Raw genomic sequence first — 24,971 nt, forward strand, 5'->3', positions numbered from 1 at the left:
TCCAGGAGCTTCCGTCCCGCCATGCTGTTGCTGCTCTCCCCCGCCAAATCGCTGGACTACGACACCCCACTGCCCCCGAAACTGCCGCACACGCTTCCCGTCTTCTCCGAACAGCCGCTGGAGCTGATCGAAGTGCTGCGCCGCCAGTCGCCCCAGCAACTGTCGGAACTGATGGGCATCAGCGACAAGCTGGCCGCGCTCAACGTGGCGCGCTACGAGGCCTTCAGCCCGCGCTTCACGGCCACCAACGCCCGGCAGGCGCTGCTGGCCTTCAACGGCGATGTCTACGAGGGCCTGCAGGCACGCAGCCTGGATGCCGAGGACCTGGACTGGGCCCAGCAGCACCTGGCCATCCTCAGCGGCCTGTACGGCGTGCTGCGCCCGCTGGACCGCATGCAGCCCTACCGCCTGGAAATGGGCACGCGGCTGGAAACCGCGCATGGCAGCAATCTCTACCAGTTCTGGGGCAGCCGCATTGCCGAGCACCTGAACCAGCGCGCGGCCCGGCAGCCGGCGGGCGAGCGCGTCATCGTCAACCTGGCTTCGCAGGAATACTTCAAATCGGTAGACTTGAAGCACCTCAAGCCCCCGGTGGTGGAATGCGCATTCGAGGATTACAAGAACGGCGCCTACAAGATCATCAGCTTCCATGCCAAACGTGCGCGCGGGCTGATGGCACGATTTGCCATACAACGACGCGCTCGCAGCGCGGCTGAACTCGAAGCCTTCGATCTGGAGGGCTACGCGCTGGCGCCAGCTTCCTCGACGCCTGCGCGCCTGGTGTTCCGTCGCAAGACCGCTGACTGAGCCTCGCCGGCCCCACCGGCCGGCCCCGGCCTCGATGCCTTTGGAGTCCATTCACTGCGGCAAGGGCCGCACTGCACGCCATGAGCCTCAAATCCTCACCAGATTCCCAGACCGCCGCACAGGACCTGCCCGTGGGTCTCACGCCTGAACTCATGCAATGGGTGCGCGACCAGCGCGCATCCGGCATAGGGCCTGCGGCCCTGCTGCGCTCCATGCGCGACGTGGGCTGGAGCGAAGAACTGGCAAGGCGGGCGCTGGACCTGCCCGAACAGGGCGAGGTGTCGCCACCGGCCGTCGTCGTCTCGGCCTCGAGCCTGCCCGAACCGGACCTTGCCCAGGACCCCAGCAGCATCGATGTCGGCGACCGTCAGGTCCAGGTGCTGGTCAGCATGCGCAACCCGCGCATCGTGGTCTTCGGCAACCTGCTCTCGCACGAGGAGTGCGACGCCATCATCGCCGCCGCGCGTCCGCGCATGGCGCGCTCGCTCACGGTGGCCACGCAAAGCGGCGGCGAAGAGATCAATGACGACCGAACCAGCAACGGCATGTTCTTCCAGCGCGGGGAAACCGGCATCGTCAGCCAGCTGGAAGAACGCATCGCCCGCCTGTTGCGCTGGCCGCTGGACCATGGCGAAGGCCTGCAGGTGCTGCACTACGGCCCTGGCGCCGAATACAAGCCCCACCACGACTACTTCGCGCCCGGCGAACCCGGCACGCCCACCATCCTCAAGCGCGGCGGCCAGCGCGTGGGCACCCTGGTCATCTACCTGAACGAGCCCGAACGGGGCGGCGCCACCATCTTTCCCGAAGTGCCGCTGCAAGTCGTGCCGCGCCGGGGCAACGCCGTCTTCTTCAGCTATGAGCGCCCCGACCCCTCCACGCGTACCCTGCACGGCGGCGCGCCCGTGCTGGCCGGCGAAAAATGGATCGCCACCAAATGGCTGCGCGAACGCGAATTCCACTGAGCACCATCGGACCCGGGCGCACCAACCCTTATTGACCTTATATGGCCGCCCATGCCTGCGGGCATGGAAATTCAGTTAGCTTCAAAGCCTGGGTCCACGCGCTCCGCGCGGACCGTCCAGGCTTGACCAGCGCCGGCACGGCCGGCCCTTTTTCCATGAACACTCCCGAACAATCCCAGCTGGGCAAAAGCTCCGCCTACATCGACCAGTACGCCCCCTCGCTGCTGTTCCCCCTGCCCCGCGCGCCCAAGCGCGAAGAAATCGGCGTTCAGGGCAGCCAGATGCCCTTCTTCGGCGCCGACCTGTGGACGGCATTCGAGCTGTCCTGGCTCAACCTGCGCGGCAAGCCGCAGGTGGCGCTCGTGCATTTCACGATTCCCTGCGAGACCCCCAATCTCATCGAAAGCAAGTCGTTCAAGCTCTACCTCAACAGCTTCAACAACACCCGCCTGGCCGACGCGGCCGAAGTCCAGGCACGCCTTCGCACCGACCTGGCCGAAGCGCTATGGCGAGGCAGCGAGCAAAAGGGCAGCATCGGCGTGAAGATCATCGGCCTGGACCGCTTCGACCAGGAAATGGTGCAGGAACTGGATGGCCTGCTGCTGGACCGCCTGGACGTGGAATGCACGCAGTACCAGCCCGCCCCAGAGCTGCTGCACGCCAACCACGAGGAAGCGCCCGTCACCGAGACCCTCGTCAGCCACCTGCTCAAGAGCAACTGCCTGGTCACGGGCCAGCCCGACTGGGGCAGCGTGCAGATCCGCTACAGCGGCGCGCAGATCGACCAGGAAGGCCTGCTGCAATACCTGGTGAGCTTCCGCAACCACAACGAATTCCATGAGCAATGCGTGGAACGCATCTTCATGGACATCTGGACGCGCTGCCGCCCCCTCAAGCTCTCGGTCTACGCACGCTACACGCGCCGTGGCGGCCTGGACATCAACCCGTTCCGCACCAGCCATCCTGGCGCCTTGCCGGCCAACGTGCGCTCGGCGCGGCAGTAAAAGAGGCGGCCGGCCCCTTCCCCTCACCGCAACGTAAACACCTCCAGCGACCGCTCCAGCGACTGGGCGCTGGCGCGCAGTGAACCGGCTGCGCCGGCCGATTGTTCGACCAGGGCGGCGTTTTGCTGGGTGACGGAGTCCAGCTGGGCCACGGCGTCGTTGACCTGGGCGATGCCTACGGATTGTTCACGCGTGGCGATGCTGATCTGGTGGACCAGGTCGCTGACGCGGCCCACGGCGTCGACCATGCCGTCGATGGTGCGGCCTGCGGCGTCCATGCGGGCGTTGCCGTCGTTGATGCCGTCCACGGTGCGGTTGATGAGGCCGCTGATTTCCTTGGCGGCCGAGGCGCTGCGCTGGGCCAGGGCGCGCACTTCGCCGGCCACGACGGCAAAGCCGCGGCCCTGCTCACCTGCGCGTGCGGCTTCTACGGCGGCATTCAGGGCCAGCAGGTTGGTCTGGAAGGCAATGCTTTCGATGACGCCGATGATCTCGCCCATGCGGCGCGAGGAGCCACGGATGTGCTCCATGGCAGCGCCCACTTCCTGGATGGCGGCGCCGCTCTTGCCGGCAACCTGGCGGCTCTGGTCGCTTTCATGGGCCATGAGCTGGGCCGTGTCGGCGGTCTGCGCCACGGTGCCTGATATCTCTTCCATCGAGGCCGCCGTCTGCTGAAGGCTGGTGGCCTGGGATTCTGTGCGCTGCGCGAGGTCGAAGCTGCCCTGGGCGATCTCGTGGGCGGTGGTGGCAAAGCCGCGCATTTCGGTGCGCACGTCGCCGACCACGGCGCGCAGGTTGATCTGGATTTGCTGCAGCCGCTGCATCAGGGCGCCCATGGGGCCGCTGTAGTCGTGCTGCATGTTGGTGCCCAACTGGCAGCTGGCAATGTCGGCGGCAAAGCCGCTGGCCTGTTCCAGGCCCGCCACGCAGCGCTGCTGGAAGCGCCACAGCACAAAGCTGCCCCCCGCCAGCAAGGCGGCCAGGCGCGTGCCCCAAGCTGCGGCGCCCTGCCAGCCCAGCAGGTCGGGCAGCATGGCGGCCAGGCCCACGCCGCCCAGCATCAGCGCCATGCGGGCTGTCAGGCCCAGGTCGCTGCGGCGGTCCCACAGGCCTGCCAGGCCCAGGCGGCGCAGTTCGCCGCCGCGCAGTCGCAGGGTTTCCTGGCCGGCATCGGCTTCGGCGCGCATGCGGGCATAGAGGGCTTCGGCGGCTTCGATCTCGTCCGGCCGGGGCTTGGTGCGCACCGAAAGGTAGCCGCGCGGACGGCCGCCTTCCATGATGGGCGTGACGTTGGCGCGCACCCAGTAGTGGTCGCCGTTCTTGCGCCGGTTCTTGACCAGGGCAGTCCACGGGTAGCCGTGGGCGATGGTGCGCCACATGTCCTTGAAGGCGGCGGCCGGCATGTCCGGGTGGCGGATCAGGTTGTGCGGCTGCTCGATCAGTTCCTCGTAGGAATAGCCGCTGACCCGCACGAAGGCCGGGTTGCAATGGGTGATCTCGCCCTTGGTGTTGGTGACGGATACCAGCAGCTCATCGCCCGGAAAGTCGTAGTTGAGCTGGCTGACGGGCAAATTCACGCGCATGGGTACCACTCCTTTGGGATGTCTCTTGTTCTTGTGAAATGGCATGGCAAAACGCTCAGAAGCCACCGGAATCCATCAAACGGAAACACAAATTCACATTTCCAAATCATCTCACAGCACGGCAACCGCAGTCCCATGCTCGGAACTGGTGCATGGTTTTACAGCGTGTGCGCCAGATTTGTGGTGATGATTCAGAACAGTTGAGGTGTAAAGGGATCGCTGTCCGGCGCGGGTTGGGCCGGTCCCCTGAGCAGTTGCTCGCGCGCCAGCGGGTCGTGGGCGGTGGCCTCCCAATCGGCCGTGCGAACGAGGTTGCCCACGCGCACGCCCAGCAGGCGCAGCCGCTTGGCCAGGGGCACGCGCTTGAGGCATTGGCCTGCGGCGCGGCGCAGGGTGGCGGCATCGGCCATGGGCAGCTCCAGCGTGTGGTCGCGCGTGGCGGTCTTGAAGTCGTCGTAGCGCAGCTTGATGCCGACGGTGCGGCCCATGTAGCCCTTGCGCTGCAGGTCCTGGGCCAGGCGTTCGCACAGGTCGGTGAAGATGGCGCTCAGTTCGGCCCGGTCGCGCACGGCGTGCAGGTCGCGCTCGAAGGTGGTTTCGCGGCTCATGGAGACGGGCTCGCTGTGCGTGACCACGGGCCGCTCGTCGCGCCCCCAGGACACGCCATGCAGCCAGTTGCCGTAGGCGCGGCCGAACCACTGCACGAGCTGGGGCAGGCTTTGCTTGGCCAGCTCGCCAATGGTCTGTATGCCCAGCGATTGCAGCTTGGCGTCGGCCTTGGGGCCTATGCCGTTGATCTTGCGGCAGGCCAGCGGCCAGATCACGGCCTGCAGATCGTCGGGCTGGACGATGGAGATGCCGTTGGGCTTGTTGAATTCGCTGGCCATCTTGGCCAGCAGCTTGTTGGGCGCCACGCCGATGGAGCAGGTCAGGCCCGTGGCGTCGGTGATGGTTTTCTGGATCAGCCGGGCCAGCACGCGCCCGCCCTCGCGCTGGCCGCCGGGCACGTCGGTGAAGTCGATGTAGACCTCGTCCACGCCGCGGTCCTCCATCAGCGGGGCGATGGAGACGATGATTTCCTTGAACATGCGCGAGAAGCGCCGCACCTCGGCAAAGTCCACGGGCAGCAGGATGGCCTGGGGACACAGGCGCGCAGCCTTCATCATGCCCATGGCCGAGCCCACGCCGAACTGGCGCGCCGGGTAAGTGGCCGTGGTGATCACGCCCCGGCCCACGTAGTCCTTGAGGCGCGAGAACTCGTCCACCGGAATCTCGTGCAGCCGCCCGGCGTAGCGCGCGTCCAGCGCCTCGTCGTGCGCGCGGCGTCCGCCGCCGATGACCACGGGCAGCCCCTTGAGCTGCGGATAGCGCAGCAGTTCCACCGAGGCATAGAAGGCGTCCATGTCCAGGTGGGCGATGCGGCGCGGGGGCGCAGCATCGGCAGGGCTTGCGGGTGTCGTGGGTGTCGTTTCAGGCACGCCGCCATTATTGCGGCAACTGTGCATTCATACAGCCCACAGGGCTTGTTCACACAGGCCCTGGACCATTCATCCCTGCAGGCAGATCAGCACCAGTCCCAGCACCATCAGAGCCATGCCGATCATTTCATGGCGGCTCAGGCTTTCGCTGAGCACGCGGCGCGAGACGATGTAGCTGAACACCACCTCGACCATGCCCAGCGTGCGCACGGGTGCCGCGCCCTGCATGGCGTAGGCGGTGAACCAGGCCAGCGAGGCGGCCGCGCCCATGCCGCCGGCCAGCAGCGAGACGCGCCAGGCTCGGAAGATGGGGCGCAGGCCCTGCGCGTGGGTGCGCGCAATCCAGGCGCCCAGGCCCAGGGTTTGCATGAGCTGGGCGATCAGCACGCCCCAGGCGCCTGACAGCCAGGGAGATATCTCGCCCAGTCGCGCCAGTTCCACGGCGCCGCCCCGGTAGCCCACGGTGGCAATGGCAAAGCAGGCACCGCAGGCCAGGCCGTAGAGCGCCGAGCGGCTGGCCCAGGCCGACAGCGACAGCATCTGGCCGCGCGGCGGCAGCGACAGGATGAGCACGCCGAAGGTGGCCAGCGCCATGGCCGCCAGCGCCACTGCGGTGGGCAACTCATGCAGGAAGATGCCGGCGAACAGGGCCACCTGCAGCACCTCGGTCTTGGACAGGGTGACGGCCACGGCGAAGTTGCGCTCCTTCATGGCCAGCAGCAGCGCCGCCGTGGCCGCGACCTGGAAGAAGGCCCCCAGCGCGATCCAGCCGAGGTAGGCCCATGAGAACCGGGGCAGCGACCAGGCGCCATCGCCTCCCAGGTACAGCGCCAGCAGGTAGATGCCGGCAAACGGCAGGCCGTACAGAAAGCGCACCAGGGTGGCCGGCAGGGTGCCGAGCTCGGCGGTCAGCGAGCGCTGCGCCGTGTTGCGCACGGTCTGGGCGGCTGCGGCGAACAGCACCACGGGCACCCACAGCCAGGTCAGGTCTTGGAGGGAAGAAAGCATGTCGGCAAAAAAGGGAAGGCACCGCCGGCAAGGCGCGGGCGACTGAGTGCCGGCCAGCATAGCCGCCGGTCGGGCACCAGGCGCACGCGCTTGGAGAAGGCTGCCGCGCCCGGCAGCGAAACAGAGGCCGGCCAGCCAGCGCTGCACGCGCGCCCTGCTCTGGCCAGGGCAAGCAGGCTGCGTTGTGCAGCAGCACGGCCGTCGCCAATGGCGAGCGGGCCTGCGCGGCGCGCTACAGGTCGCGCCGGATCAGAGCGCCCTTGAACAGCACCGGTCCCGTGGGCCCGGTCTGGCTGGGCACGCCGCCCTTGGGCTCCAGGCTGATGGCCAGGGCAGGCACGCCCTGGACCTCGGCGGCCGCGGCGGTCAGCTTGACCAGCTTGTCGCGTCCCAGCACGCCCAGCGATTGCGGGCCGCCCTGGGGCGGCAGGGCCCACAGCTGCAGTGATTTGTCGGAGGCCTCATGGAAGTCGCCCACGCGCTGCAGCACCAGGGTGTTCTTGCCGGGGTCGAAGGTCACGAGCATGGAGGCATCGGCCTTGTCGTCGGCCAGCACGGCCACGTACTGGATCTGGGGCGCGGCCTGCAGCGCAGCCTGGGTGGCCTGCAACTGGTTGTTCAGCACGGCCAGCTGGCGCTCGCCACTTTGGCGCAGGTCCTGGTGCGACCACAGCCCCACGGCCACGGCCGCCACGGTGGCGCAGGCGCCCAGCACGGCGGCGCCGCGCCACCAGGCCAGGGCGCGGCCCACGGCGGCTTCCGTGCGCCGGGCCATGCCAGGCGCATCGTCGGCGCGCCGCCGGTGCGCCTGGGCGGCGCGGGCCTTTTCGGCCTGCAGCAGGTTGTCGATACGGACCCAGACCGCATCGTCAGGGCGCACGGGCGCCTGCATTTCGGACAGGGCCGACCAGCGGCCCTGCCACAGCAGGGCGGCGGCGCGCACCGGGGCCTGGTCACGGGCCAGTTGCTCGAAGCGGCGGCGTGCCGCGCCCCGCAGCGTGCCCAGGGCGTAAGCGGCGGCCAGCCGGTCCAGCAGTTCGGGGTGTCGGGAAATATTCATGGCAAATCCTTTGGCCGCTCAGAGCATGTCAACTGCTTCACGCATGGCGTGACAGGCAGCGGCGCAGCTGCTCCAGGCCACGCCGTATCCAGGTCTTGACCGTGCCCAGCGGCAGTTGCAGCTGGCCCGCCAGCTCGCCATGGCTGAGGTCGCGCAGATAGGCCAGGCTGACCACCTCGCGCTGGCGGCCTTCCAGCCGCTCCAGGCACTGGTACAGCGCCACGGCCTGTTCGCTGGCCTCGGCCAGTTGCAGCGGGCCCTGGCTTTCATCGTCCCCGCCGCCATGGGCCGCCAGTTGCGCCTCGTCGAACTCTTCGTTCAGGTGCAGGCGTTCGGCGCGGCGCCGGCGCAGAAAGTCCAGGGCCCGGCTGCGCACCACCAGGCCCATCCAGGCCAGCGGCGGGCTGAGCGTGCCCCGGTAGCCCGAGGCGCTGCGCCAGATGTGCAGGTAGCTGTCCTGCAGCACGTCTTCGGCCCAGTCCTTGTGCCGCAGGATGCGCAACGCCAGCCCGTACAGCCGGGACGAGGTGGCCTCGTACAGGCTGCGGAGCGCGGGCTCGTCCTGCGCTGCGATGCGGTCCAGAAGGTCCATCAGCTCTTGGTCGGTTGGTGTGGTGCCCATGCACGCATTGTGGTCGAGCGGGCGGCCCCGTGGCCCGCACTGTTGCGTGGCCGCCCGGGGGCTTGTTCTGTCTTTCGATCGGATTCAAGGGGCATATCGGTGCTCAGCCGGGGGTTGCAGAAGGTCTGGCGGGGGTCTCCCGGCTTGCACCGGCTCTCCGTGAGCAATACGCAGCGCATTGCGAACCGGATGCGGATAAATTTTTTTTCCATTCAGGTGAATCCAGCCGCTGCCTTGCTGCGTATTCCCTGTGTCGCGCCCCGGACAGCGGTTCAAGGCGACATCCCTCAACCCATCGACCTGGAGACCTTCATGAGCTACATCCTCCCCCTCGGCCTGGCCACCATGGCCGCACTGACCCTTGGCGCCTGCTCCTCCATGGACATGGGCAAGAGCTATTCCCAGTCCGACCTGCCGGCCGCCGTGCAGGTGCCCGCAGGCCACAAGGTTGCCATGGAGACCGTGGGCATAGGCCAGATCACCTATGAATGCCGCGCCAAGAAGGACCAGGCGATGGAGCAGGAATGGGCCTTTGTCGGCCCCGATGCGCGTTTGACCGACCGCCAGGGCCGCGTCATCGGCCGCTACTTCGGCCCGCCCGCCACCTGGGCGCACCAGGACGGCTCCAAGGTCACGGCCACCCAGGTCGCCGTGGCGCCGTCCGGCGCGGGCAACATCCCCATGCAACTGGTCAAGGCCGAGCCCGCCACCGGCATGGGCGCCATGCAGGGCGTGACCTATATCCAGCGCGTGGCCACGCGCGGCGGCGTGGCCCCTGCCATGGCCTGCAACAGTTCCACGCTGGGCCAGAAGCAGGTCGTGCAGTACCAGGCCGACTACATCATCTGGAAGGCGGCCTGACGCGGCCCGGCCCTCCTACGGCCTGTCGCCCCTGGCCCCGAAGGCCGAGGGCGGCATGCCGAACTGGCGCCTGAAGGCCAGCGAATAGGCGCTGTGGCTTTCATAGCCGGCCTCCAGCGCCACCTGCACGATGGGCCGTCCGGCCAGCAGCGCCTGCATGGATGACAGCAGCCGTGCGCGCTGACGCCAGCGGCCAAAACTCATTCCCGTGGCCTGCAGAAAGTGGCGATGGAAGGTCTTCTCGCCCATGGCCAGCCGTGCGGCCCAGTCGGCGGCTGTGGCAGTTGCGGCCCCTATGTCGGCTGCGGCGGCTGCGGTGGCAAAGCCATCCGCCCCCTCTCCTTCGGCCAGCGCATGGCAGACAGCGGCCATGCGCGCATCCTGCGGCCAGGGCAGGTGAAACGGCACCACGGGCGGCTGGCGCAGCTCCTGCAGCAATAGCTCGACCACCATGGATTCACGCCGCCCCGGCGGTGCCGATGCAGGCCAGCGCGCCACCTCGCTGATGAGCTCGCGCAGCAGGGGAGAGACCTCGATCACGCAGTCCGTACCCGGCAGGTCTGCAGCGGCCTGCGCATCGACGAACAGGCTGCGCACCTGTACCGCGCCGCGCATGCGCAGGCCGTGGGGCACGCCCGAGCGCAGCCAGACGCCGCGCGTGGGCGGCACCACCCAGCGCCCGCTGCCTGCACGCACCTCCAGCACCCCCTGCACGGCGTAGAGCAGCTGGCAGCATTCGTGGGAGTGTTCCTCCACCTCCAGCCCCGCCGGATAGTCGGCGGCCACGCCCGTGACCGGCAGCGGTGCGGCGGCCTGCAGCTCGGGCAGCCCGGCATGGCTGCAGGGAACGGCGGCTGCCGAAGCCGGGGCATGGGTCGTGCGCATATTGTCCAGATCCATATAGAAAATGAGAAATTCTATAAAGACAGACAAGCACCCTGCCCGCAAACTGGCACCCGTTCCCTGTGATTCACCGCCATCGCACCATGCACCGCCTGCCCTCGCCCTCCCTACTATCCCTGGCCCATGGCCGGGGTCCGGGCGCCTGCGCAGGCGCCGCATTTCGCACCGACTCTCCCTGATCCCGGCCTGGCGCAGCTTCCCCACACCGGGAAGCCAGGAGAGCGGGGCCGCCGGCCGATCCGGTGGCTGCAAACCCCAGCGTTTCCTGCGAGGCCCGCATGCTGAAGAATCCCGCGTCCCGATACCTTACCTTCCCTTCCGTCGACCTGCCCGAGCGCCAATGGCCCTCACGCCAGTTGAGCCAGGCGCCCGTGTGGCTGTCCACCGACCTGCGCGATGGCAACCAGGCCCTGTTCGAGCCCATGAACCGCGAGCGCAAGCTGCGCCTGTTCCATGAACTGGTGCGCATAGGCTTCAAGGAGATCGAGGTGGGCTTTCCCTCGGCCTCGCAGACCGACTACGGCATCGTGCGCCACCTGATCGACAACGGGCTGATCCCCGGCGACGTGACGCCCATGGTCATCACCCAGCTGCGCGAGGACCTGATCCGCGCCACGGTGGACAGCGTGGCCGGAGCGCGGCGCGCCATCGTGCACTTCTACAACGCCATTGCCCCGGCCTGGCGCGAGATCGTCTTCGGCATGCAGGTGCCCGAGATCATCGCCATGGTGGAGCACCACATCGCCCTGCTGCGCGAACTGACCGATGCCCACCCCGAGACCGAATGGGTTCTGCAGTACTCGCCCGAGACCTTCTGCATGGCCGAGCTCGACGTGTCGCTGGCCGTGTGCAACGCGGCCATCCGCGCCTGGGATGCAGGCCCCGCGCGGCCCATGATCATCAACCTGCCGACCACGGTGGAAGTGAGCACGGCCAATGTCTTCGCCGACCAGATCGAGTGGATGCACCGCCGCCTGGAACGGCGCGAGCACATTGTGCTGTCCGTGCACCCGCACAACGACCGGGGCACGGGCGTGGCCTGCGCCGAGCAGGCGCTGCTGGCGGGAGCCCAGCGCGTGGAAGGCTGCCTGTTCGGCAATGGCGAGCGCAGCGGCAACCTCGATGTGGTGACGCTGGCGCTGAACCTCTACACGCAGGGCATCGCGCCGGGACTGGACTTCTCGGACATCGCCGCCGTGGCGCGCATTGCGGAGGAATGCACGGCCCTGCCCATCCACCCGCGCCACCCCTATGTGGGCGACCTGGTGTTCACGGCGTTCTCGGGCTCGCACCAGGACGCCATCGCCAAGGGCTTTGCGGTTCAGCGGCCCGATGCGCCCTGGCGCGTTCCCTACCTGCCCATCGACCCGCAGGACCTGGGCCGCACCTACGACAGCATCGTTCGCGTCAACAGCCAGTCGGGCAAGGGCGGCATTGCCTTTTTGCTGCAGCGCGACCATGGCGTGACCATGCCGCGCCGCATGCAGGTGGAGTTCAGCGCCGTGGTGCAAAAACAGGCGGATGCCTGCGAGGCCGAGCTGGCCAGCGACGACCTGTGGAAGCTGTTCGAAGCCACCTACCTCGCACCCCTGCAGCTTCCCTGGCACTACCGCAGCCACCACCTGTTCGACAGCGCCCAGGGCCAGGGCATTGCGCTGGAAGTGGTGCGGCCAGACGGCCTTCGACTGCAGCTGTATGGCGAAGGCAGCGGCCCCATCGATGCCGTGGCCGCCGCCCTCGGCCAGCACCTGGGCGTGGCGCTGCGCATTGACCACTACGAGGAGCGCAGCCTGGGCCAGGGCGCCGGGGCCATGGCGCTGGCCATCGTCGAGGCCGCCCTGCCCGGCGTGGCGGGCACGCGCTTCGGTGCGGGGCGCCATGCCAACATCGTGACCGCGTCCATCCTGGCCGTGCTGCATGCGGCGGGCCGGCTGGTGGCGGCGCAGCCGGAAAGCCGGCGCGTACCTGCCCAAGCCTGAGGCGCAGCCTGAAAGGAAAAAGGACCGCCGAGGCGGTCCTTTTCTCGTGCAGCTTCTGCCGGTTCAGCGCACGGCGCCCGGATAGGTTCCGGGCAGCAGGATGCTGCGGTCCACGGTATCGATCTGCGTATGGCCGCAGAAGGCCATCGTGGTCTCCAGCTCCTTCTGGATGATCTGCAGTGCACGCGTCACGCCGTCCTGGCCGTAGGCGCCCAGGCCATAGAGGAAGCTGCGGCCGATCATGGTGCCCTGGGCGCCCAGGGCGCGCGCCTTGAGCACGTCCTGGCCGCTGCGGATACCGCCGTCCATCCAGACCTCGATGTCCTTGCCCGCCGCCTCGGCAATGCCGGGCAGCGCCTCGATGGACGAGGGTGCGCCGTCGAGCTGGCGGCCGCCGTGGTTGCTGACGATGAGCGCATCGGCGCCGCTGTCGGCCGCCAGTCGCGCGTCCTCGGCGTCCATGATGCCCTTGAGGATGAGCTTGCCGCCCCAGAGCTTCTTGATGCGCTCCACATCGCCCCAGTTCAGGCTGGGGTCGAACTGGCTGGCGGTCCACGACGACAGCGAACTCATGTCGGCCACGCCATCCACATGGCCGACGATGTTGCCGAAGGTGCGGCGCTTGGTGCCCAGCATGCCCAGGCACCAGTGCGGCTTGGTCGCCAGGTTGGCCAGGTTGCGCAGCGTGGGCTTCGGGGGCGTGGACAGGCCGTTCTTGATGTCCTTGTGGCGCTGGCCCAGGATCTGCAGGTCCAGCGTCAGCACCAGGGCCGAGCAGTTGGCGGCACGGGCGCGCTCGATCAGGCGCTCCATGAACCGGCGGTCGCGCATCACATAGAGCTGGAACCAGAACGGATGGCGGGCCGTGTGATCGGCAATGTCCTCGATGGAGCAGATGCTCATGGTGGACAGCGTGAACGGAATGCCGAAGGCCTGGGCCGCGCGCGCGCCCAGGATCTCGCCGTCGGCGTGCTGCATGCCGGTCAGGCCCGTGGGCGCAATGGCCACGGGCATGGCCACCTGCTGGCCGATCATGGTGGTGCGCGTGCTGCGCCCCTCCATGTTCACGGCCACGCGCTGGCGCAGCTTGATCTTCTGGAAGTCGTCCTCGTTGGCGCGGTAGGTGCCCTGGGTGTAGGAGCCCGAGTCGGCGTAGTCATAGAACATGCGCGGCACGCGGCGCTGGGCCACGACGCGCAGGTCTTCGATGCAGGTGATTTTGGAAAGGTCGGTGGACACGTTTTCTGGCTTTCTGGAACCCGCATGCCGCGGGACTGCCGAGCATGGTAGTGCGCAGGGCGCGTTCCAGTCACCCGTTCGGGTTTGAAGTGATTTGTGCGCCGATTGAAATTTTCTCTCTCGCAGCCCAACCGAGGGCTAACGCTAGTGTGCCAACCAGCCATGAGAGCGACGATCCGCCCCGCACAACATCCTAAAAACTCTTCAGGAGACGCTCCTATGGTTTGGCAGCAGGTCTACGACCCTCTTTCCAACATGTGGCTGTCCACACTGCTCGCGGCCATCCCGGTCGTGGTCATGCTGGTGGGATTGGGCTTTTTGCACATGAAGGCCCACCTGGCGGCCGGCGCCGGGCTGATTGCGGCGCTGGTGATCGCGGTCTTCGTCTACAACATGCCGGCAGGCATGGCCGGGCGCGCGGCGCTGTTCGGCGGCTTCACGGGGCTGCTGCCCATCGGCTGGATCGTCCTGAACATCATCTTCCTGCACCAGCTGACCGAGAAGAACGGCAGCTTCAAGATCCTGCAGGACTCCATTGCCGGCATCACCGAGGACAGGCGCATCCAGCTGCTGCTGATCGCCTTCGCCTTCGGCGCCTTCTTCGAGGGCGCGGCCGGCTTCGGCACGCCCGTGGCCGTGACGGCGGCCATCCTCATCGGCCTGGGCTTTTCGCCGCTGGCCGCCTCGGGCCTGTCGCTGATCGCCAATACCGCGCCCGTGGCCTTCGGCGCGCTGGGCACGCCGGTGATCACGCTGGCCAAGGTCCATGGATACGACCTGATGGAGGTCACGGCCATGGTCGGCCGCCAGCTGCCGTTCTTCTCGGTGCTGGTGCCGTTCTGGCTGATCTGGGCCTTTGCCGGGCGCAAGGCCATGATGGAGATCTGGCCCATCATTTTGGTGACCGGCGTGTCCTTCGCCATTCCGCAGTACCTGGTGTCCAACTTCATCGGCCCCGAGCTGGTGGACATCATCGCGGCCATCGTCTCCATGGTCTGCACCGTGGGCTTCCTGCGCATATGGCAGCCCAGGACCATCTGGCGCTCGACCTCGCTCAAGGGCCATGAGAACAGCGGCGGCGAGGCCCTGGCGCCCCGCGCCGTGACCCAGCACCCGCGCGCCGACGTGATCCGCGCCTGGACGCCCTGGGCCATCCTCACGGTCTTCGTCTTCATCTGGGGCCTGCCCTCGGTCAAGGCCGCGCTCAACGGCCTGTTCGCCCCGGCCTTTCCCATGGAAGGCCTGCACAACCTGATCGAGAAGGTGCCGCCCGTCGTGCGCCAGCCCACCAAGGAAGGCGCCATCTACACGCTGAACCTGCTGTCGGCCACGGGCACGGGCATCCTGCTGTCGGCCATCGTGGGCGGCCTGGTCATGAAGTACAACCCCGTGCAGTTGGTCAGCCAGTTCGTGCGCACCATCTGGCTGGTGCGCTATTCGCTCATCACCATCGTGCTGATGCTGGCCCTGGGCACGCTGACGCGCTACTCGGGCACGGACACCACGCTGGGCCTGGCCTTCGCCAACACGGGCGTGTTCTACCCCTTCTTCGGCACCCTGATGGGCTGGCTGGGCGTGGCGCTGACGGGTTCGGACACGGCATCGAACGTGCTGTTCGGCGGCATGCAGAAGGTGGCGGCCGAGCAGCTGGGCCTGTCTCCCAACCTCATGGGCGCGGCCAACAGCTCGGGCGGCGTGATGGGCAAGATGATCGATGCGCAGTCCATCGTCGTCGCCTCCACGGCCACGCGCTGGTTCAACCATGAGGGCGACATCCTGCGCTACGTGTTCTTCCACTCCGTCGCCCTGGCCTGCCTGATGGGCATCTTCGTGACGCTGCAGGCCTATGTCTGGCCGTTCCGCCTGATGGTCAATTGAGCCTTGCGCATCTGCGCCAGGCCCCAGCCGCCCGCATGCGCCGGGCGGCTTTTTTACGCCTGGGGCATGCATCGCTGCATCAACAGATGCGCAGCGGCATTTATGGTTGTACCATGCAACCATATTCAAACCCTGCACGGCCCCAAGGAGCACCCATGCCGCAGCACGATCTTTCCCTGGTGGATGGCATCCGCGCCGCCTCGCGCCAGATGGTGCGCGAGCTGGGCTTCATGCAGGCCACGCTGGCGGCCACCGACTATCCGCCCTCGGCCGTGCATGCCATCCTGGAGATCGGCACACAGGGGCGCATGGCGGCCTCGCAGCTGGCCCAGGCGCTGGGCCTGGAGAAATCCAGCGTCAGCCGCATGGTGCGCAAGCTGGTGGAGGCGGGCGAGCTGAAGGAGGCCGCCGATGGCGAGGATGGCCGCGTCAAGCAGTTGGCCCTGACCGCCAAGGGCCGGCGCACGCTGGCCGCCATCGAGGCCTTCGGGCGCCAGCAGGTGACGGCGGCGCTGGACCGCATGCAGGCGCCGCAGCAGCAGGCCGTCGCCCAAGGGCTGGCACTGTACGCCCGGGCGCTGCAGGCGCACCGGCAGGAGGAGCCCCTGCCCCAGCCCCAGCCCGTACCCGTGCCCGCGCAGATACAGGTCCTGCCCGGATACCGGCCCGGCTGCCTGGGCCGCATCGTGGACATGCATGCGCGCTTTTATGCGCGCCACGCAGGCTTTGGCGTCTTCTTCGAAAGCCGCGTGGCCAGCGGCCTGGCCGAGTTCGCAGGCCGGCTGGACAAGCCCTGCAACCAGCTGTGGACGGCGCTGGACGGCGACCGCATCGTGGGCTCCGTGGCCATCGATGGAGAGGACCTGGGCAAGCACCCCGAAGGCCGCCAGGCGCATCTGCGCTGGTTCATCCTGGAAGACGGCCTGCGCGGCGCCGGCACGGGGCGCCAGCTGCTTCAGCAGGCCCTGGCGTTCTGCGACCAGCAGGCCTTCGAGGCCACCCAGCTGTGGACCTTCCGGGGCCTGGATGCAGCACGCCGGCTCTACGAATCGTCAGGCTTCACCCTGGCCGAGGAATGGCCAGGCCAGCAATGGGGCGAGCCAGTGATCGAGCAGCGCTTCGTGCGGCCCCGCCCTGCCGTGGCGGCATGGGCAGGCCAGGCACCCTGAGTCAGGAGCCCTGCTCGCCCGCCACCAGCACGAAGGCAATGCGCGCAGGCCGGCCCGAGCGGTTGGCCCAGGCATGGTTGGTGCCGCGCTGTATGAGCACGTCACCGGCGCGCAGCACGGTTTCCTGGCGGTCCAGGATGGCGACCAGCTCGCCCTCCAGCATCAGCGCGTAGTCCACGGTATCCGTGCGGTGCATGCCCGGATGCTCGCCGGGCTGCACGTTGCGGTGGGCGTCGCCGTACATGCGTGTAAAGGTGGCATGCAGGGCGCGCGCCAGCTCCTGCGGATCGGCAGGTTCGGGCGGAATGTCCAGGATGCGCAGCACCGTGCCATAGGGCGGCGGTGCCACGCCCTGGTGGATGGCAATGGTGTCGGGCGCATTGATCTGCGCGGGTGAGGCATCGGTGCGCCACAGGTTGGTGATGCGGTAGCCGGGGCGTTCCTCGACCAGGCGCACGGCGGGCGAGGCGCCGTCCTCGGCGATGAAGGAGCGGCCCTGTGCGTCGTTGGCCGTGATCACGCGGCGGATGGGGGGCAGGCTGGAATCGGTCATGGATGAAGAGATGGCGGAAAGGAGGTCACTGCGCATGGCGTTCGGCCGCTGCGCCCTGTTTGCGGAATTCGTCGTGGATGCGCCGGTCCCACTGGCGGCGGTCCTGGTGGAAGACCACCTGGTCGCCGCGCTGGGCCACCTGCCTGACGGCATCGGACCGAGCTGCGGCGGCGCAGGCGGCGTCCAGCCGGCCCAGCACCGCCTCGGGCACGCCACGCGGCACGAACAGGCCCGCAAACGATTCCTCCTGCACCGCCATGCCCAGTTCCTTGAAGGTGGGCACCTCGGGGAAGGCCGGGTGGCGGCGCTCCGAGGCCACGGCCAGCAGGCGCAGCTTGCCCGCGCGTATCTGGGGCGCAGCCGAGGCCGCGATGCTGCTGACGAAGTCCAGCCGCCCGGCCAGCAATTCCTGTATCGAGCCGGCATCGCCCTTGTAGGGCACATGCACGAGCTTGAGGCCCTGGTCGCGCTCCAGCTGGTCCATGGCCAGAAAGGGCGCCGAGTTCGGTCCCGGCGATCCGTAGCTCAGCGAGCCTTTCTTCGCCGCCGCCACCAGCTCGCCTATCGTCTTGAAAGGGCTGTCTGCGCGCACGCTGACGCCCAGGATGTTCTCCGTCACGCCGCACAGCGGCTGCACGCTGTCTGGCCCCAGCTTCAGGCCCTTGACGTAGTGGGGCTGCACGGTGATGGGGGTCATGGGCGTGAAGGCCAGCGTCAGCCCGTCGGCCGGCGCCTGGGCCAGCACATTCATGCCGATCACGCCCGAGCCCCCGTCGCGCGAGACCACGACCACGCTCTGGCCCAGCTGCTTGCGGAATTCCTCGGCCAACGTACGCGCCATCACGTCGGTGGAGCTGCCCGCCGCCCAGGGGTTGATGAGGGTCAGCGGCCGCGACGGGAACGGCTCCTGCGCGGTGGCCAGGGTGCAGCCCAGCGCCATCAGGGCGCCGAGCCACTTGCGGGTGGTCATGCTGTGTCTCCTTGTCGTTGTGTGATGGCTGCGCATGTTAATTCAGTCAGTCGACTGAATCAATCCATGTCACCACCATGCCATGGTTTGGTGCGGCAAGGGCCTGGCGCTGTCTATGATCCGCAGCCATGACGTCCAGCACCGATGACACCGCGGCCGAGGAACCCCGCACCCAGGCCCGCGAACGCCTTCTGCAAGCCGCCGAGCAGCTGTTTGCGCGGCATGGCTACGCGGGCACGTCGCTGCGCGCCGTCATGGCGCTGGCCGAGGTGGACACGGGCGCCATCCACTACCACTTCCGCAACAAGCTGGGCCTGCTAAAGGCCTTGTTCGAGCAGCGCGTGATGGCCGTCAACGGACAGCGCCATGCACTGCTGCAAAGGCTGGAGCAGCAGTCGCCGCAGCCCGCCGTGGAGGACATTCTTCGGGCCTTCATCGCCCCTGCGCTGCGCGCCGCCCACAGCGAGGGCGAGGCCGACTTCAACCGCGTCACGGCCCTGTGCTCGGTCGATCCCGACCAGGCAGTCAGGGAGGTGGTGTTTGCCGCCTACGACGAGGCTGCCAAACGCTTTGCGGCCCTGCTGCGCCAGGCTCTGCCGCAGCTGTCGCAGCACGATTTCCAGTGGCGCCTGGAATGCATGTACGGCGCCATGATGTACATCCGCTCCGACAACGGCCGAGTCAGCCGCATGCTGGGCGGCGGCCACCGCGCCGACCCCGTGGAGCATGTGATCGACGAGCTGGTGGCCTTCACTGCGGCGGGCTTCCGTGCGGCGGGCATCCGTGCGGCGGCCCCCCGCGCGGCGCAGTGATCACGACCGGCGCCTGATCAGCGCCCGCCCGCGCGCGAAGCCACCACGCCGGCGCCGCGCACCTCCACCTGCACGCTGTCCAGCACCTGCCCCTTGGCATCGACCAGTTCCAGCCGGTGGCGGCCGGGCCAGGGCATCCAGGCGGTGGCAGCGCCCCGGCCGATCTCCTTGGGCGGCGGCTCGGCCGCGCCGGGCGGGGCGGCGCTGACCATGCGCCAGCGCAGGCTGGCGTCCTGCCATTCCTGCGTGGCGGCCGTGCCCGAGGGCCGGGCCGACAGCTGCACGCGCTGGCGGTCCGGCGGAATGTCGGGGTCCAGCGCGAGGATGGTGCCGTTGGCCGGGCGCGCAATGCGCACGGGCGAGGCCGCCGAAGTCCCGCGTGTCGATGCAGACGCGGCAGGCAGGCCGCTGCCTGCCATGGCGAACAGGCTCTGCTGCGTGCCCGCCACGAACCACTCGCTGCGCGCGCTCTCCAGCGGCAGGCCCGAGGCATCGGGGCCGAAGCGCACCGCCTGCTGCAGCACGCCCGCCGGCGCCTTGGGCGCGCGGCTGGGTGTGCGGGCATGCAGGAAGCCCATCACGGCGGCCCAGACGGGTGCCGCGCCGCTGGTGCCGCTGACCGAGTGCATGGCCTCGCCGCGCGCATTGCCCACCCACACGCCCACGGTGTAGCGCTGCGACCAGCCCACGGCCCAGTTGTCGCGCATGTCCTTGCTGGTGCCGGTCTTGACGGCCGACCAGAAGCGCGTGGCCAGCACGCTGTCCGTGCCGAAAGTGGGCGCGCGCGCCATGGGATCGGACAGGATGTCGCCCACGATGAAGGCCGCGCGTGCGTCGATGGCCTGCACGGGCGCAGCCGGCTTTTGCGCTGCGGACCCCGCGCCCGTGGGCTGCGCCGCCCAGCGCACGGGCGTCAGTTGCCCGCCGTTGGCCAGGGCGCGGTAGGCATTGGTCAGTTGCAGCAGCGGCACCTCGGCGCTGCCCAGCGCCAGGCTGAAGCCGTGGTAGCCGCCGCTTTCGCGCAGCGGCAGGCCCAGGCGCTGCAGTTGCGAGAAGAAGGCATCGGGCGTGACCATGACCAAGGTGCGCACGGCCGGCACGTTGAGCGACGACGCCAGCGCCGTGCGCGCCGAAACCCAGCCCTTGAAGCGCCGGTCGTAGTTCTGCGGGATGTAGAGCCCGTTCTGCGTGGGAATGTGGGCCGATGAATCCTCGATCAGCGAGGCCGCCGTCAGCCGCCGCTCTGCAATGGCCTGGGCATAGAGAAAGGGCTTGAGCGTGGAGCCGGGCTGGCGCATGGCCGTGACGCCGTCCACCTCGGCCGCCTGGCTCAATTCGCCCGACGAGCCCACCCAGGCCAGCACCTCGCCCGTGGCGTTGTCCAGCACGACGATGGCGCCGTCCTCCACGTTGCGGCCCTGCAGCTCGCGCAGTTGCTGCTGCAGGCTTTGCACGGCAAAGCGCTGCACGGGCGCGCTCAGCGTGGATCGCACGCGGGCCTGGCCTTTGGACTGCGGCTCGGCCAGCAGGCGGCGCGCCAGATGCGGGGCCTGGCCTTCGCTGGCCGCCCATTGCCGGCGCAGCAGCACGCTGGCGGTGAGCAGTTCCATGGCCGTGCAGTCGCGCGCCGCCGCGTCCTCGGGCGCCAGCGACTGCAGCACGCCGCAGGCGCGCCGACCCACGCGCTCGGGCGAGGCGTTGGGCGCGCGCACCAGGGCGGCGGCAATGGCGGCCTCGCGCGCGTCCAGCCCGTGCGCGGCCTTGCCGAACAGGGTGCGCGACAGCGCATCGATGCCCACGATCTCGCCACGGAAGGGCACCAGGTTCAGGTAGGCCTCCAGGATCTGGTCCTTGCGCCAGCGCCGGTCCAGCACCTGGGCCGAGACGGTCTGGCCCAGTTTCTGCACCACGCTGCGCCCGCCCGGGCCCTGGCGCCAGTCACCGTCGAGCAGCCCCGCCAACTGCATGGTGATGGTGCTGGCGCCGCGCGTGCGCTGGTTCCAGAGGTTGCCCCAGGCGGCGGAGGACACGGCGGCCCAGTCCACGCCGCTGTGCTCGTAGAAGCGCTTGTCCTCGCTGAGCACCAGGGCCGTGCGCAGCGCGGGCGAGATGTCGGCCAGGGCCACCCAGTCGCCACGGCGCACGCTGGCGTCGGTGCGCTGGCGCTGCAGCACCTCGCCCTCGCGCGAGAGCAGTTCGGTCTCGGAGGAGCGGTGGCCTTCGCGGACCTCGGAAAAGCTGGGCAGCGCCTGGGCGGCACCGGCCGCCGCGAACAGCAGCGCGGCCGCCAGGGCCGCGCGGGGAAGACGCATGAAGGGAGAAGGTCGCCGGGATTCGATCATGGAGCCGGCATTGTCCGCCTTTGCACCAGCGGCTCAGGAAGAATGGCGTATGCCCTTCTTGAGCTTGAAGGACAGCAGCACCATGAGCACGCCGAAGACCACCGCATACGTGGCCAGCACCCAGAGCATGGCCATCATGCCCGCGCCCGGCTGGGCCAGCACGAAGGCGCCGAACAGCACGGACAGCACGCCGCCCAGGATCAGCAGCCACTCGCCCGTGATCTCCTTGCGCAGCCGCACGGCGGCCACGATCTGCAGCAGGCCCGTGACCAGGGCCCAGGCGCCGATGTACAGCGTCATCACCAGCGCCGTGACGCCGGGCGCGACCACGGTGAGCACGCCCACCACCACGCCGGCCAGGCCCCACAGCAGCAGCACCCACCAATGGCGCATCTGGTCGCGCCCCTGGATGGCCGAATACACGCCCAGCAGGCCATCCACAAAGGTGAAGGCACCGAAGGTCAGCACCAGCGCCGCCAGCGATACCGCCGGCTGCGCCCAGGTCAGCACGCCGAAGGCGATGGCGACCAGGCCGCGCAGCAGCAGCACCCACCAGGTGCGGTGAAGAATCGTGGACAGCGGATTGGGGCTCATGGATGCTCCTTCAAAACAGTCCCCATGACCTTGGAGCAGGCCCGCCACCCTGTCTGTAGGCCAAGACCGGCTTGGCGGCGGACCCTGACCTGGATCAAGCCAGCTGCAGCAGCACGGGCTGGTGGTCCGAGAGCCTTGTGTCACTGTCCACGGCCCAGCCACGCACATGGCCGCGCAGGCTGTCGCTGACCCAGGCGAAATCGCAGGCGCCGGGCTCGGGGCCCCACTGGCGGTCGAACAATCTGAAGGTGGGCGGCTGGGGCTGGTCCGGGTGCAGCACGCTCCAGCTGTTGTGCCACTGGCCGGCGGTCAGGGCGCCTTCCTCTCCGGCCGCCCAGGGCCGGGACAGGCCGGCGTATTCGTCCTCGTGCGGCTCGAAGTTGAAGTCGCCGCAGAGCACGGCATGCGGCGTGTGCGGCTTGGTCTGCTGGGGCGAGCCGTCGCTGGCAGGCTGGGGCGGCGCCTCGGCCTGGCCCAGCGCCTCGATCTGCAGGGAACGCAGCGCCAGCGCCTGGGCCATGCGCTGGCGGCGCGAGAAATATTCGAGGTGGGTGCTCATCACCCGCACGGGGCCCAGCGCGGCATCCATCACCGTGGCCGCCGTGCAGCAGCGCGGCATGCTGCGCACGCCGCCGTCGTGCGGATACGGCAGGCGGTGGTGGGCCAGTTGCAGCACCGGCAGGCGCGTGGCCACCAGGTTGCCAAAGCGCTGCCGGCCCACGGCCGTGAATTCGTCCACGGCCGCGCCGAAGAAGACCTTCCAGCCTTCGGGCAGGGCCGCGCGCACCTGCTCCACCTGGTCGCCGGGCGCGCCTTGCAGGCCCGGATAGTGGACGGCGATTTCCTGCAGGCACAGCACGTCGATATCGGCCATGGACAGCGCATGCGCCACGATGCGCTCCGGGTCCATGCGGCCGTCCAGGCCCAGGCACCATTGGGTGTTCCAGGTGAGGATCTGCATCATGCGGGCAGCGGCTCGCGCAGCTGGAACAGGTTGCCTTCGGGGTCCATGGCGTTGCAGACGCGAAAGCCAGGACCCTGCCAGGACTGCTCCCACAGCTGGCCGCCATGGGCGATGACCAGGGGACGAACGGCCGCGAAGCTGGTCACGGTGGCAAAGAATTTGAGGGCCACGTTCTCGCGCGGCTGGGGTGGCTCGGTGATGGTGATGTGCCGCGCAATCGCCTCGGGAATGGCGTGCAGCACCAGTTGCAGGTCCGGCGACTGCAGCACCATGAGCTCGCTGGTGTGGTGCAGCATGCGCATGGCCAGCACCTCCATGTAGAACAGCGCCAGCCGGTCAGGCTGCTTGGCGTAGATGAACAGACCTGCGGATGCGGGACCGGACATGGTGGACCTCGGGGTGAAAGGCTGGGACAAGGAACTTTAGCACCGCCCTCACTTGATCCCCGCACGCATGAAGCTCTGCACGAACTGGCGCTGGAACAGCACGAAGGCCACCAGCAGCGGGCCCGAGCTCATCAGCGTGGCGGCCGTGATGGTGGCCCATTCCACGCCCGACTCCACGCTGGAGAACACCTGCAGCCCCACCGTGAGCGGGCGCGCCTGCACGCTGTTGGTGATGATCAGCGGCCACAGGAAGTTGTTCCAGTGAAAGCTCACCGACACCAGCGCGAACGCCAGGTACACGGGCCGCGCCAGCGGCACGTAGACGCGCCACAGGATCTGCAGGGTGCTGGCACCCTCCACCCGCGCGGCCTCGTCTAGTTCCCGGGGAATGCCCAGGAAGGTCTGGCGCAGCAAAAAGATGGCAAAGGCCGATGCGAAGTACGGCAGGCCGATGCCCAGCAGCGTATCGACGGCGCCCAGGCGCGACAGGGTCTGGTAGTTCGCCACCAGCAGGATGTCCGGCATGATCATCAGCTGCACCAGCACCAGGGCAAAGGCCAGGCCCTGGCCGCGAAAGCGGTAGCGCGCAAAGGCATAGGCGGCCAGCGTGCCCAGCACCAGCTGGGCCGCCAAAATCATGACCACCAGCACGGCCGTGTTCAGGAAATAGCGCGCAAAGGGCGCGGCCTGCCAGGCACGGCGGAAGTTCTCCAGCGTCCAGGGCGCTGCCAGGTCGAAGCGTGCCGAGTATTCGGGCGGATGGAAGGCCGTCCAGAACGCATAGGCCAGCGGCAGTATCCACAGCAGGGCCAGCAGCCAGGCGGCCAGCGTGTCCAGCCAGGTGGCGCCGTACAGCGCGGGGGGCGCATGGCGCGGGGCGATGGGTGCAGCGCTCATTGGTAGTGCACCTTCTTGTCGAGCACGAAGAACTGCAGCAGCGCCACGGCCGCCAGCACGGCGACCAGCACCACGGTGATGGCGGCCGCATAGCCCGTGTCCCAGAACTTGAAGCCCACTTCGTACAGGTGATAGAGCAGCAGCGTGGAGGCGTTGTCCGGCCCGCCGCGCGTGAGGATGAAGAGATGGTCCACCAGGCGGAAGGCATTGATCACCGCGTTGACCAGCACGAACAGCGTGGTCGGCATCAGCAGCGGCCACTGCACGCGGCGCAGGAAGTACCAGCGCGAGGCGCCCTCGATGGCCGCAGCTTCCCTGAGGCTGGGGTTGAGCGTCTGCAGCGCGGCCAGGTAGAAGATCATGAAAAAGCCCGCCTCCTTCCACACCGCCACCACGGTCACGCAGGCCAGCGCCGTGGACGGGTCGCCCAGCCAGTTGTGCGCGGGAAGGCCCAGTGCGCCGCGCAGCTGCTCCAGCAGCCCGTACTGCGGCGTGTAGAAGAACAGCCAGATGTTGGCCACGGCAATCATGGGCAGCACCGTGGGCGTGAAATACGCCATGCGAACGAAGGCGCGGCCGGCCAGCCTCTCGTTGACCCACAGCGCCATGGCCAGCGCCAGCGCCATGGACAGCGGAATCGTGGCCGCCGCAAACCACAGGTTGTTGCGCACGGCCTGCCAGAACACCGGGTCATCCACCATCACGGCGTAGTTCTCCAGCCCCACCCACGACCCCGGCTGGCCGCCGCGCGGCGTGGCATGCAGGCTGTCGATCAGCGTGGCCACGGCCGGCCAGTGCGTGAAGGCCACCAGCAGCACCAGCGCCGGCAGCAGCATCAGCCAGGCATGGACGGCCTGGCGGCCACGGACAAGGGAGGCGGGAGCGGAGCTCATGCGG

General features: G+C 68.6%; 23 protein-coding genes. 8 read left to right on the forward strand and 15 right to left on the reverse strand.

Annotated features, from left to right (window positions below; translation table 11 throughout):
- Nucleotides 1-21 precede the first annotated feature (21 nt).
- The 3 genes from yaaA (at nt 22) to queF (ending at nt 2,776) form a co-directional block, all read left to right on the forward strand.
- A complete protein-coding gene (gene yaaA, locus DACI_RS26705; RefSeq protein ID WP_012207081.1) occupies nt 22-807 on the forward strand; it encodes a peroxide stress protein YaaA in 786 nt (261 codons plus the stop codon).
- Between the two features lie 80 nt (nt 808-887).
- The gene (locus DACI_RS26710) at nt 888-1,772 is read left to right on the forward strand and encodes a 2OG-Fe(II) oxygenase (protein WP_012207082.1); all 885 of its coding nucleotides are present in this window, start codon (nt 888-890) and stop codon (nt 1,770-1,772) included.
- A gap of 155 nt (nt 1,773-1,927) precedes the next feature.
- On the forward strand, nt 1,928-2,776 hold the full coding sequence (gene queF, locus DACI_RS26715) for an NADPH-dependent 7-cyano-7-deazaguanine reductase QueF (protein WP_012207083.1): 849 nt from the start codon (nt 1,928-1,930) through the stop codon (nt 2,774-2,776).
- Nucleotides 2,777-2,799: 23 nt separating this feature from the next.
- On the opposite strand, the gene DACI_RS26720 is transcribed toward queF, so the two are convergent.
- The 5 genes from DACI_RS26720 to DACI_RS26740 all read right to left on the reverse strand — a co-directional run bounded on the left by DACI_RS26720 (nt 2,800) and on the right by DACI_RS26740 (nt 8,527).
- Nucleotides 2,800-4,359 (reverse strand): methyl-accepting chemotaxis protein, encoded by a 1,560-nt coding sequence (locus DACI_RS26720; protein WP_012207084.1) that lies wholly within the window; start codon nt 4,357-4,359, stop codon nt 2,800-2,802.
- 191 nt (nt 4,360-4,550) lie between these two features.
- Nucleotides 4,551-5,864: a DNA polymerase IV gene (gene dinB / locus DACI_RS26725; protein ID WP_012207085.1), complete on the reverse strand. Its 1,314-nt coding sequence runs from the start codon at nt 5,862-5,864 to the stop codon at nt 4,551-4,553.
- A 42-nt stretch (nt 5,865-5,906) separates the two neighbouring features.
- A complete protein-coding gene (locus DACI_RS26730; RefSeq protein WP_043782726.1) occupies nt 5,907-6,845 on the reverse strand; it encodes a DMT family transporter in 939 nt (312 codons plus the stop codon).
- A gap of 232 nt (nt 6,846-7,077) precedes the next feature.
- A complete protein-coding gene (locus DACI_RS26735) occupies nt 7,078-7,905 on the reverse strand; it encodes an anti-sigma factor (RefSeq protein WP_012207087.1) in 828 nt (275 codons plus the stop codon).
- Between the two features lie 37 nt (nt 7,906-7,942).
- Nucleotides 7,943-8,527 (reverse strand): RNA polymerase sigma factor, encoded by a 585-nt coding sequence (locus DACI_RS26740; protein ID WP_012207088.1) that lies wholly within the window; start codon nt 8,525-8,527, stop codon nt 7,943-7,945.
- 312 nt (nt 8,528-8,839) lie between these two features.
- Between DACI_RS26740 and DACI_RS26745 the strand changes: the two genes are divergently transcribed.
- The gene (locus DACI_RS26745; RefSeq protein WP_043782731.1) at nt 8,840-9,388 is read left to right on the forward strand and encodes a DUF3455 domain-containing protein; all 549 of its coding nucleotides are present in this window, start codon (nt 8,840-8,842) and stop codon (nt 9,386-9,388) included.
- A 15-nt stretch (nt 9,389-9,403) separates the two neighbouring features.
- Here DACI_RS26745 and DACI_RS26750 read toward each other — a convergent pair whose 3' ends face one another.
- Complete coding sequence (locus tag DACI_RS26750) at nt 9,404-10,273, reverse strand: AraC family transcriptional regulator (protein WP_043783679.1); 870 nt, start codon at nt 10,271-10,273, stop codon at nt 9,404-9,406.
- A gap of 296 nt (nt 10,274-10,569) precedes the next feature.
- Here DACI_RS26750 and DACI_RS26755 point away from each other — a divergent pair, with 296 nt between their 5' ends.
- Nucleotides 10,570-12,270 (forward strand): 2-isopropylmalate synthase, encoded by a 1,701-nt coding sequence (locus tag DACI_RS26755; protein ID WP_012207091.1) that lies wholly within the window; start codon nt 10,570-10,572, stop codon nt 12,268-12,270.
- Between the two features lie 63 nt (nt 12,271-12,333).
- Here the strand turns inward: DACI_RS26755 and DACI_RS26760 are convergent, their stop codons facing one another.
- A complete protein-coding gene (locus tag DACI_RS26760) occupies nt 12,334-13,509 on the reverse strand; it encodes an alpha-hydroxy acid oxidase (protein WP_012207092.1) in 1,176 nt (391 codons plus the stop codon).
- A gap of 219 nt (nt 13,510-13,728) precedes the next feature.
- Between DACI_RS26760 and DACI_RS26765 the strand changes: the two genes are divergently transcribed.
- Nucleotides 13,729-15,387: an L-lactate permease gene (locus DACI_RS26765; RefSeq protein WP_012207093.1), complete on the forward strand. Its 1,659-nt coding sequence runs from the start codon at nt 13,729-13,731 to the stop codon at nt 15,385-15,387.
- A 155-nt stretch (nt 15,388-15,542) separates the two neighbouring features.
- Nucleotides 15,543-16,556, forward strand: a complete 1,014-nt coding sequence (locus tag DACI_RS26770) for a bifunctional helix-turn-helix transcriptional regulator/GNAT family N-acetyltransferase (RefSeq protein ID WP_012207094.1) — start codon at nt 15,543-15,545, stop codon at nt 16,554-16,556.
- A 1-nt stretch (nt 16,557) separates the two neighbouring features.
- Here the strand turns inward: DACI_RS26770 and DACI_RS26775 are convergent, their stop codons facing one another.
- Nucleotides 16,558-17,109, reverse strand: a complete 552-nt coding sequence (locus DACI_RS26775) for a cupin domain-containing protein (RefSeq protein WP_012207095.1) — start codon at nt 17,107-17,109, stop codon at nt 16,558-16,560.
- Nucleotides 17,110-17,134: 25 nt separating this feature from the next.
- Nucleotides 17,135-18,079, reverse strand: a complete 945-nt coding sequence (locus DACI_RS26780; RefSeq protein WP_012207096.1) for a tripartite tricarboxylate transporter substrate binding protein — start codon at nt 18,077-18,079, stop codon at nt 17,135-17,137.
- 128 nt (nt 18,080-18,207) lie between these two features.
- Between DACI_RS26780 and DACI_RS26785 the strand changes: the two genes are divergently transcribed.
- The gene (locus DACI_RS26785) at nt 18,208-18,891 is read left to right on the forward strand and encodes a TetR/AcrR family transcriptional regulator (RefSeq protein WP_012207097.1); all 684 of its coding nucleotides are present in this window, start codon (nt 18,208-18,210) and stop codon (nt 18,889-18,891) included.
- A gap of 17 nt (nt 18,892-18,908) precedes the next feature.
- Here DACI_RS26785 and pbpC read toward each other — a convergent pair whose 3' ends face one another.
- The 6 genes from pbpC to DACI_RS26815 form a co-directional block, all read right to left on the reverse strand.
- A complete protein-coding gene (gene pbpC, locus DACI_RS26790; RefSeq protein ID WP_012207098.1) occupies nt 18,909-21,233 on the reverse strand; it encodes a penicillin-binding protein 1C in 2,325 nt (774 codons plus the stop codon).
- A 33-nt stretch (nt 21,234-21,266) separates the two neighbouring features.
- Nucleotides 21,267-21,827 carry an HdeD family acid-resistance protein gene (locus tag DACI_RS26795; RefSeq protein WP_012207099.1) on the reverse strand — a complete coding sequence of 187 codons (561 nt, stop codon included), beginning with the start codon at nt 21,825-21,827 and terminating at the stop codon, nt 21,267-21,269.
- Nucleotides 21,828-21,921: 94 nt separating this feature from the next.
- Nucleotides 21,922-22,791: an endonuclease/exonuclease/phosphatase family protein gene (locus DACI_RS26800; RefSeq protein WP_012207100.1), complete on the reverse strand. Its 870-nt coding sequence runs from the start codon at nt 22,789-22,791 to the stop codon at nt 21,922-21,924.
- On the reverse strand, nt 22,788-23,177 hold the full coding sequence (locus tag DACI_RS26805; RefSeq protein ID WP_012207101.1) for a VOC family protein: 390 nt from the start codon (nt 23,175-23,177) through the stop codon (nt 22,788-22,790). The genes DACI_RS26800 and DACI_RS26805 overlap by 4 nt, the downstream gene beginning before the upstream one ends.
- Before the next feature lie 48 nt (nt 23,178-23,225).
- The gene (locus tag DACI_RS26810; protein WP_012207102.1) at nt 23,226-24,074 is read right to left on the reverse strand and encodes a carbohydrate ABC transporter permease; all 849 of its coding nucleotides are present in this window, start codon (nt 24,072-24,074) and stop codon (nt 23,226-23,228) included.
- Nucleotides 24,071-24,967, reverse strand: coding sequence for a carbohydrate ABC transporter permease (locus DACI_RS26815; protein ID WP_012207103.1), 897 nt, complete (start codon nt 24,965-24,967; stop codon nt 24,071-24,073). Before DACI_RS26815 ends, DACI_RS26810 begins: the two co-directional genes overlap by 4 nt.
- Nucleotides 24,968-24,971 lie beyond the last annotated feature (4 nt).

It is taken from the genome of Delftia acidovorans SPH-1, from assembly GCF_000018665.1.
GTDB classification, from domain to species: Bacteria; Pseudomonadota; Gammaproteobacteria; order Burkholderiales; family Burkholderiaceae_C; genus Comamonas; species Comamonas acidovorans.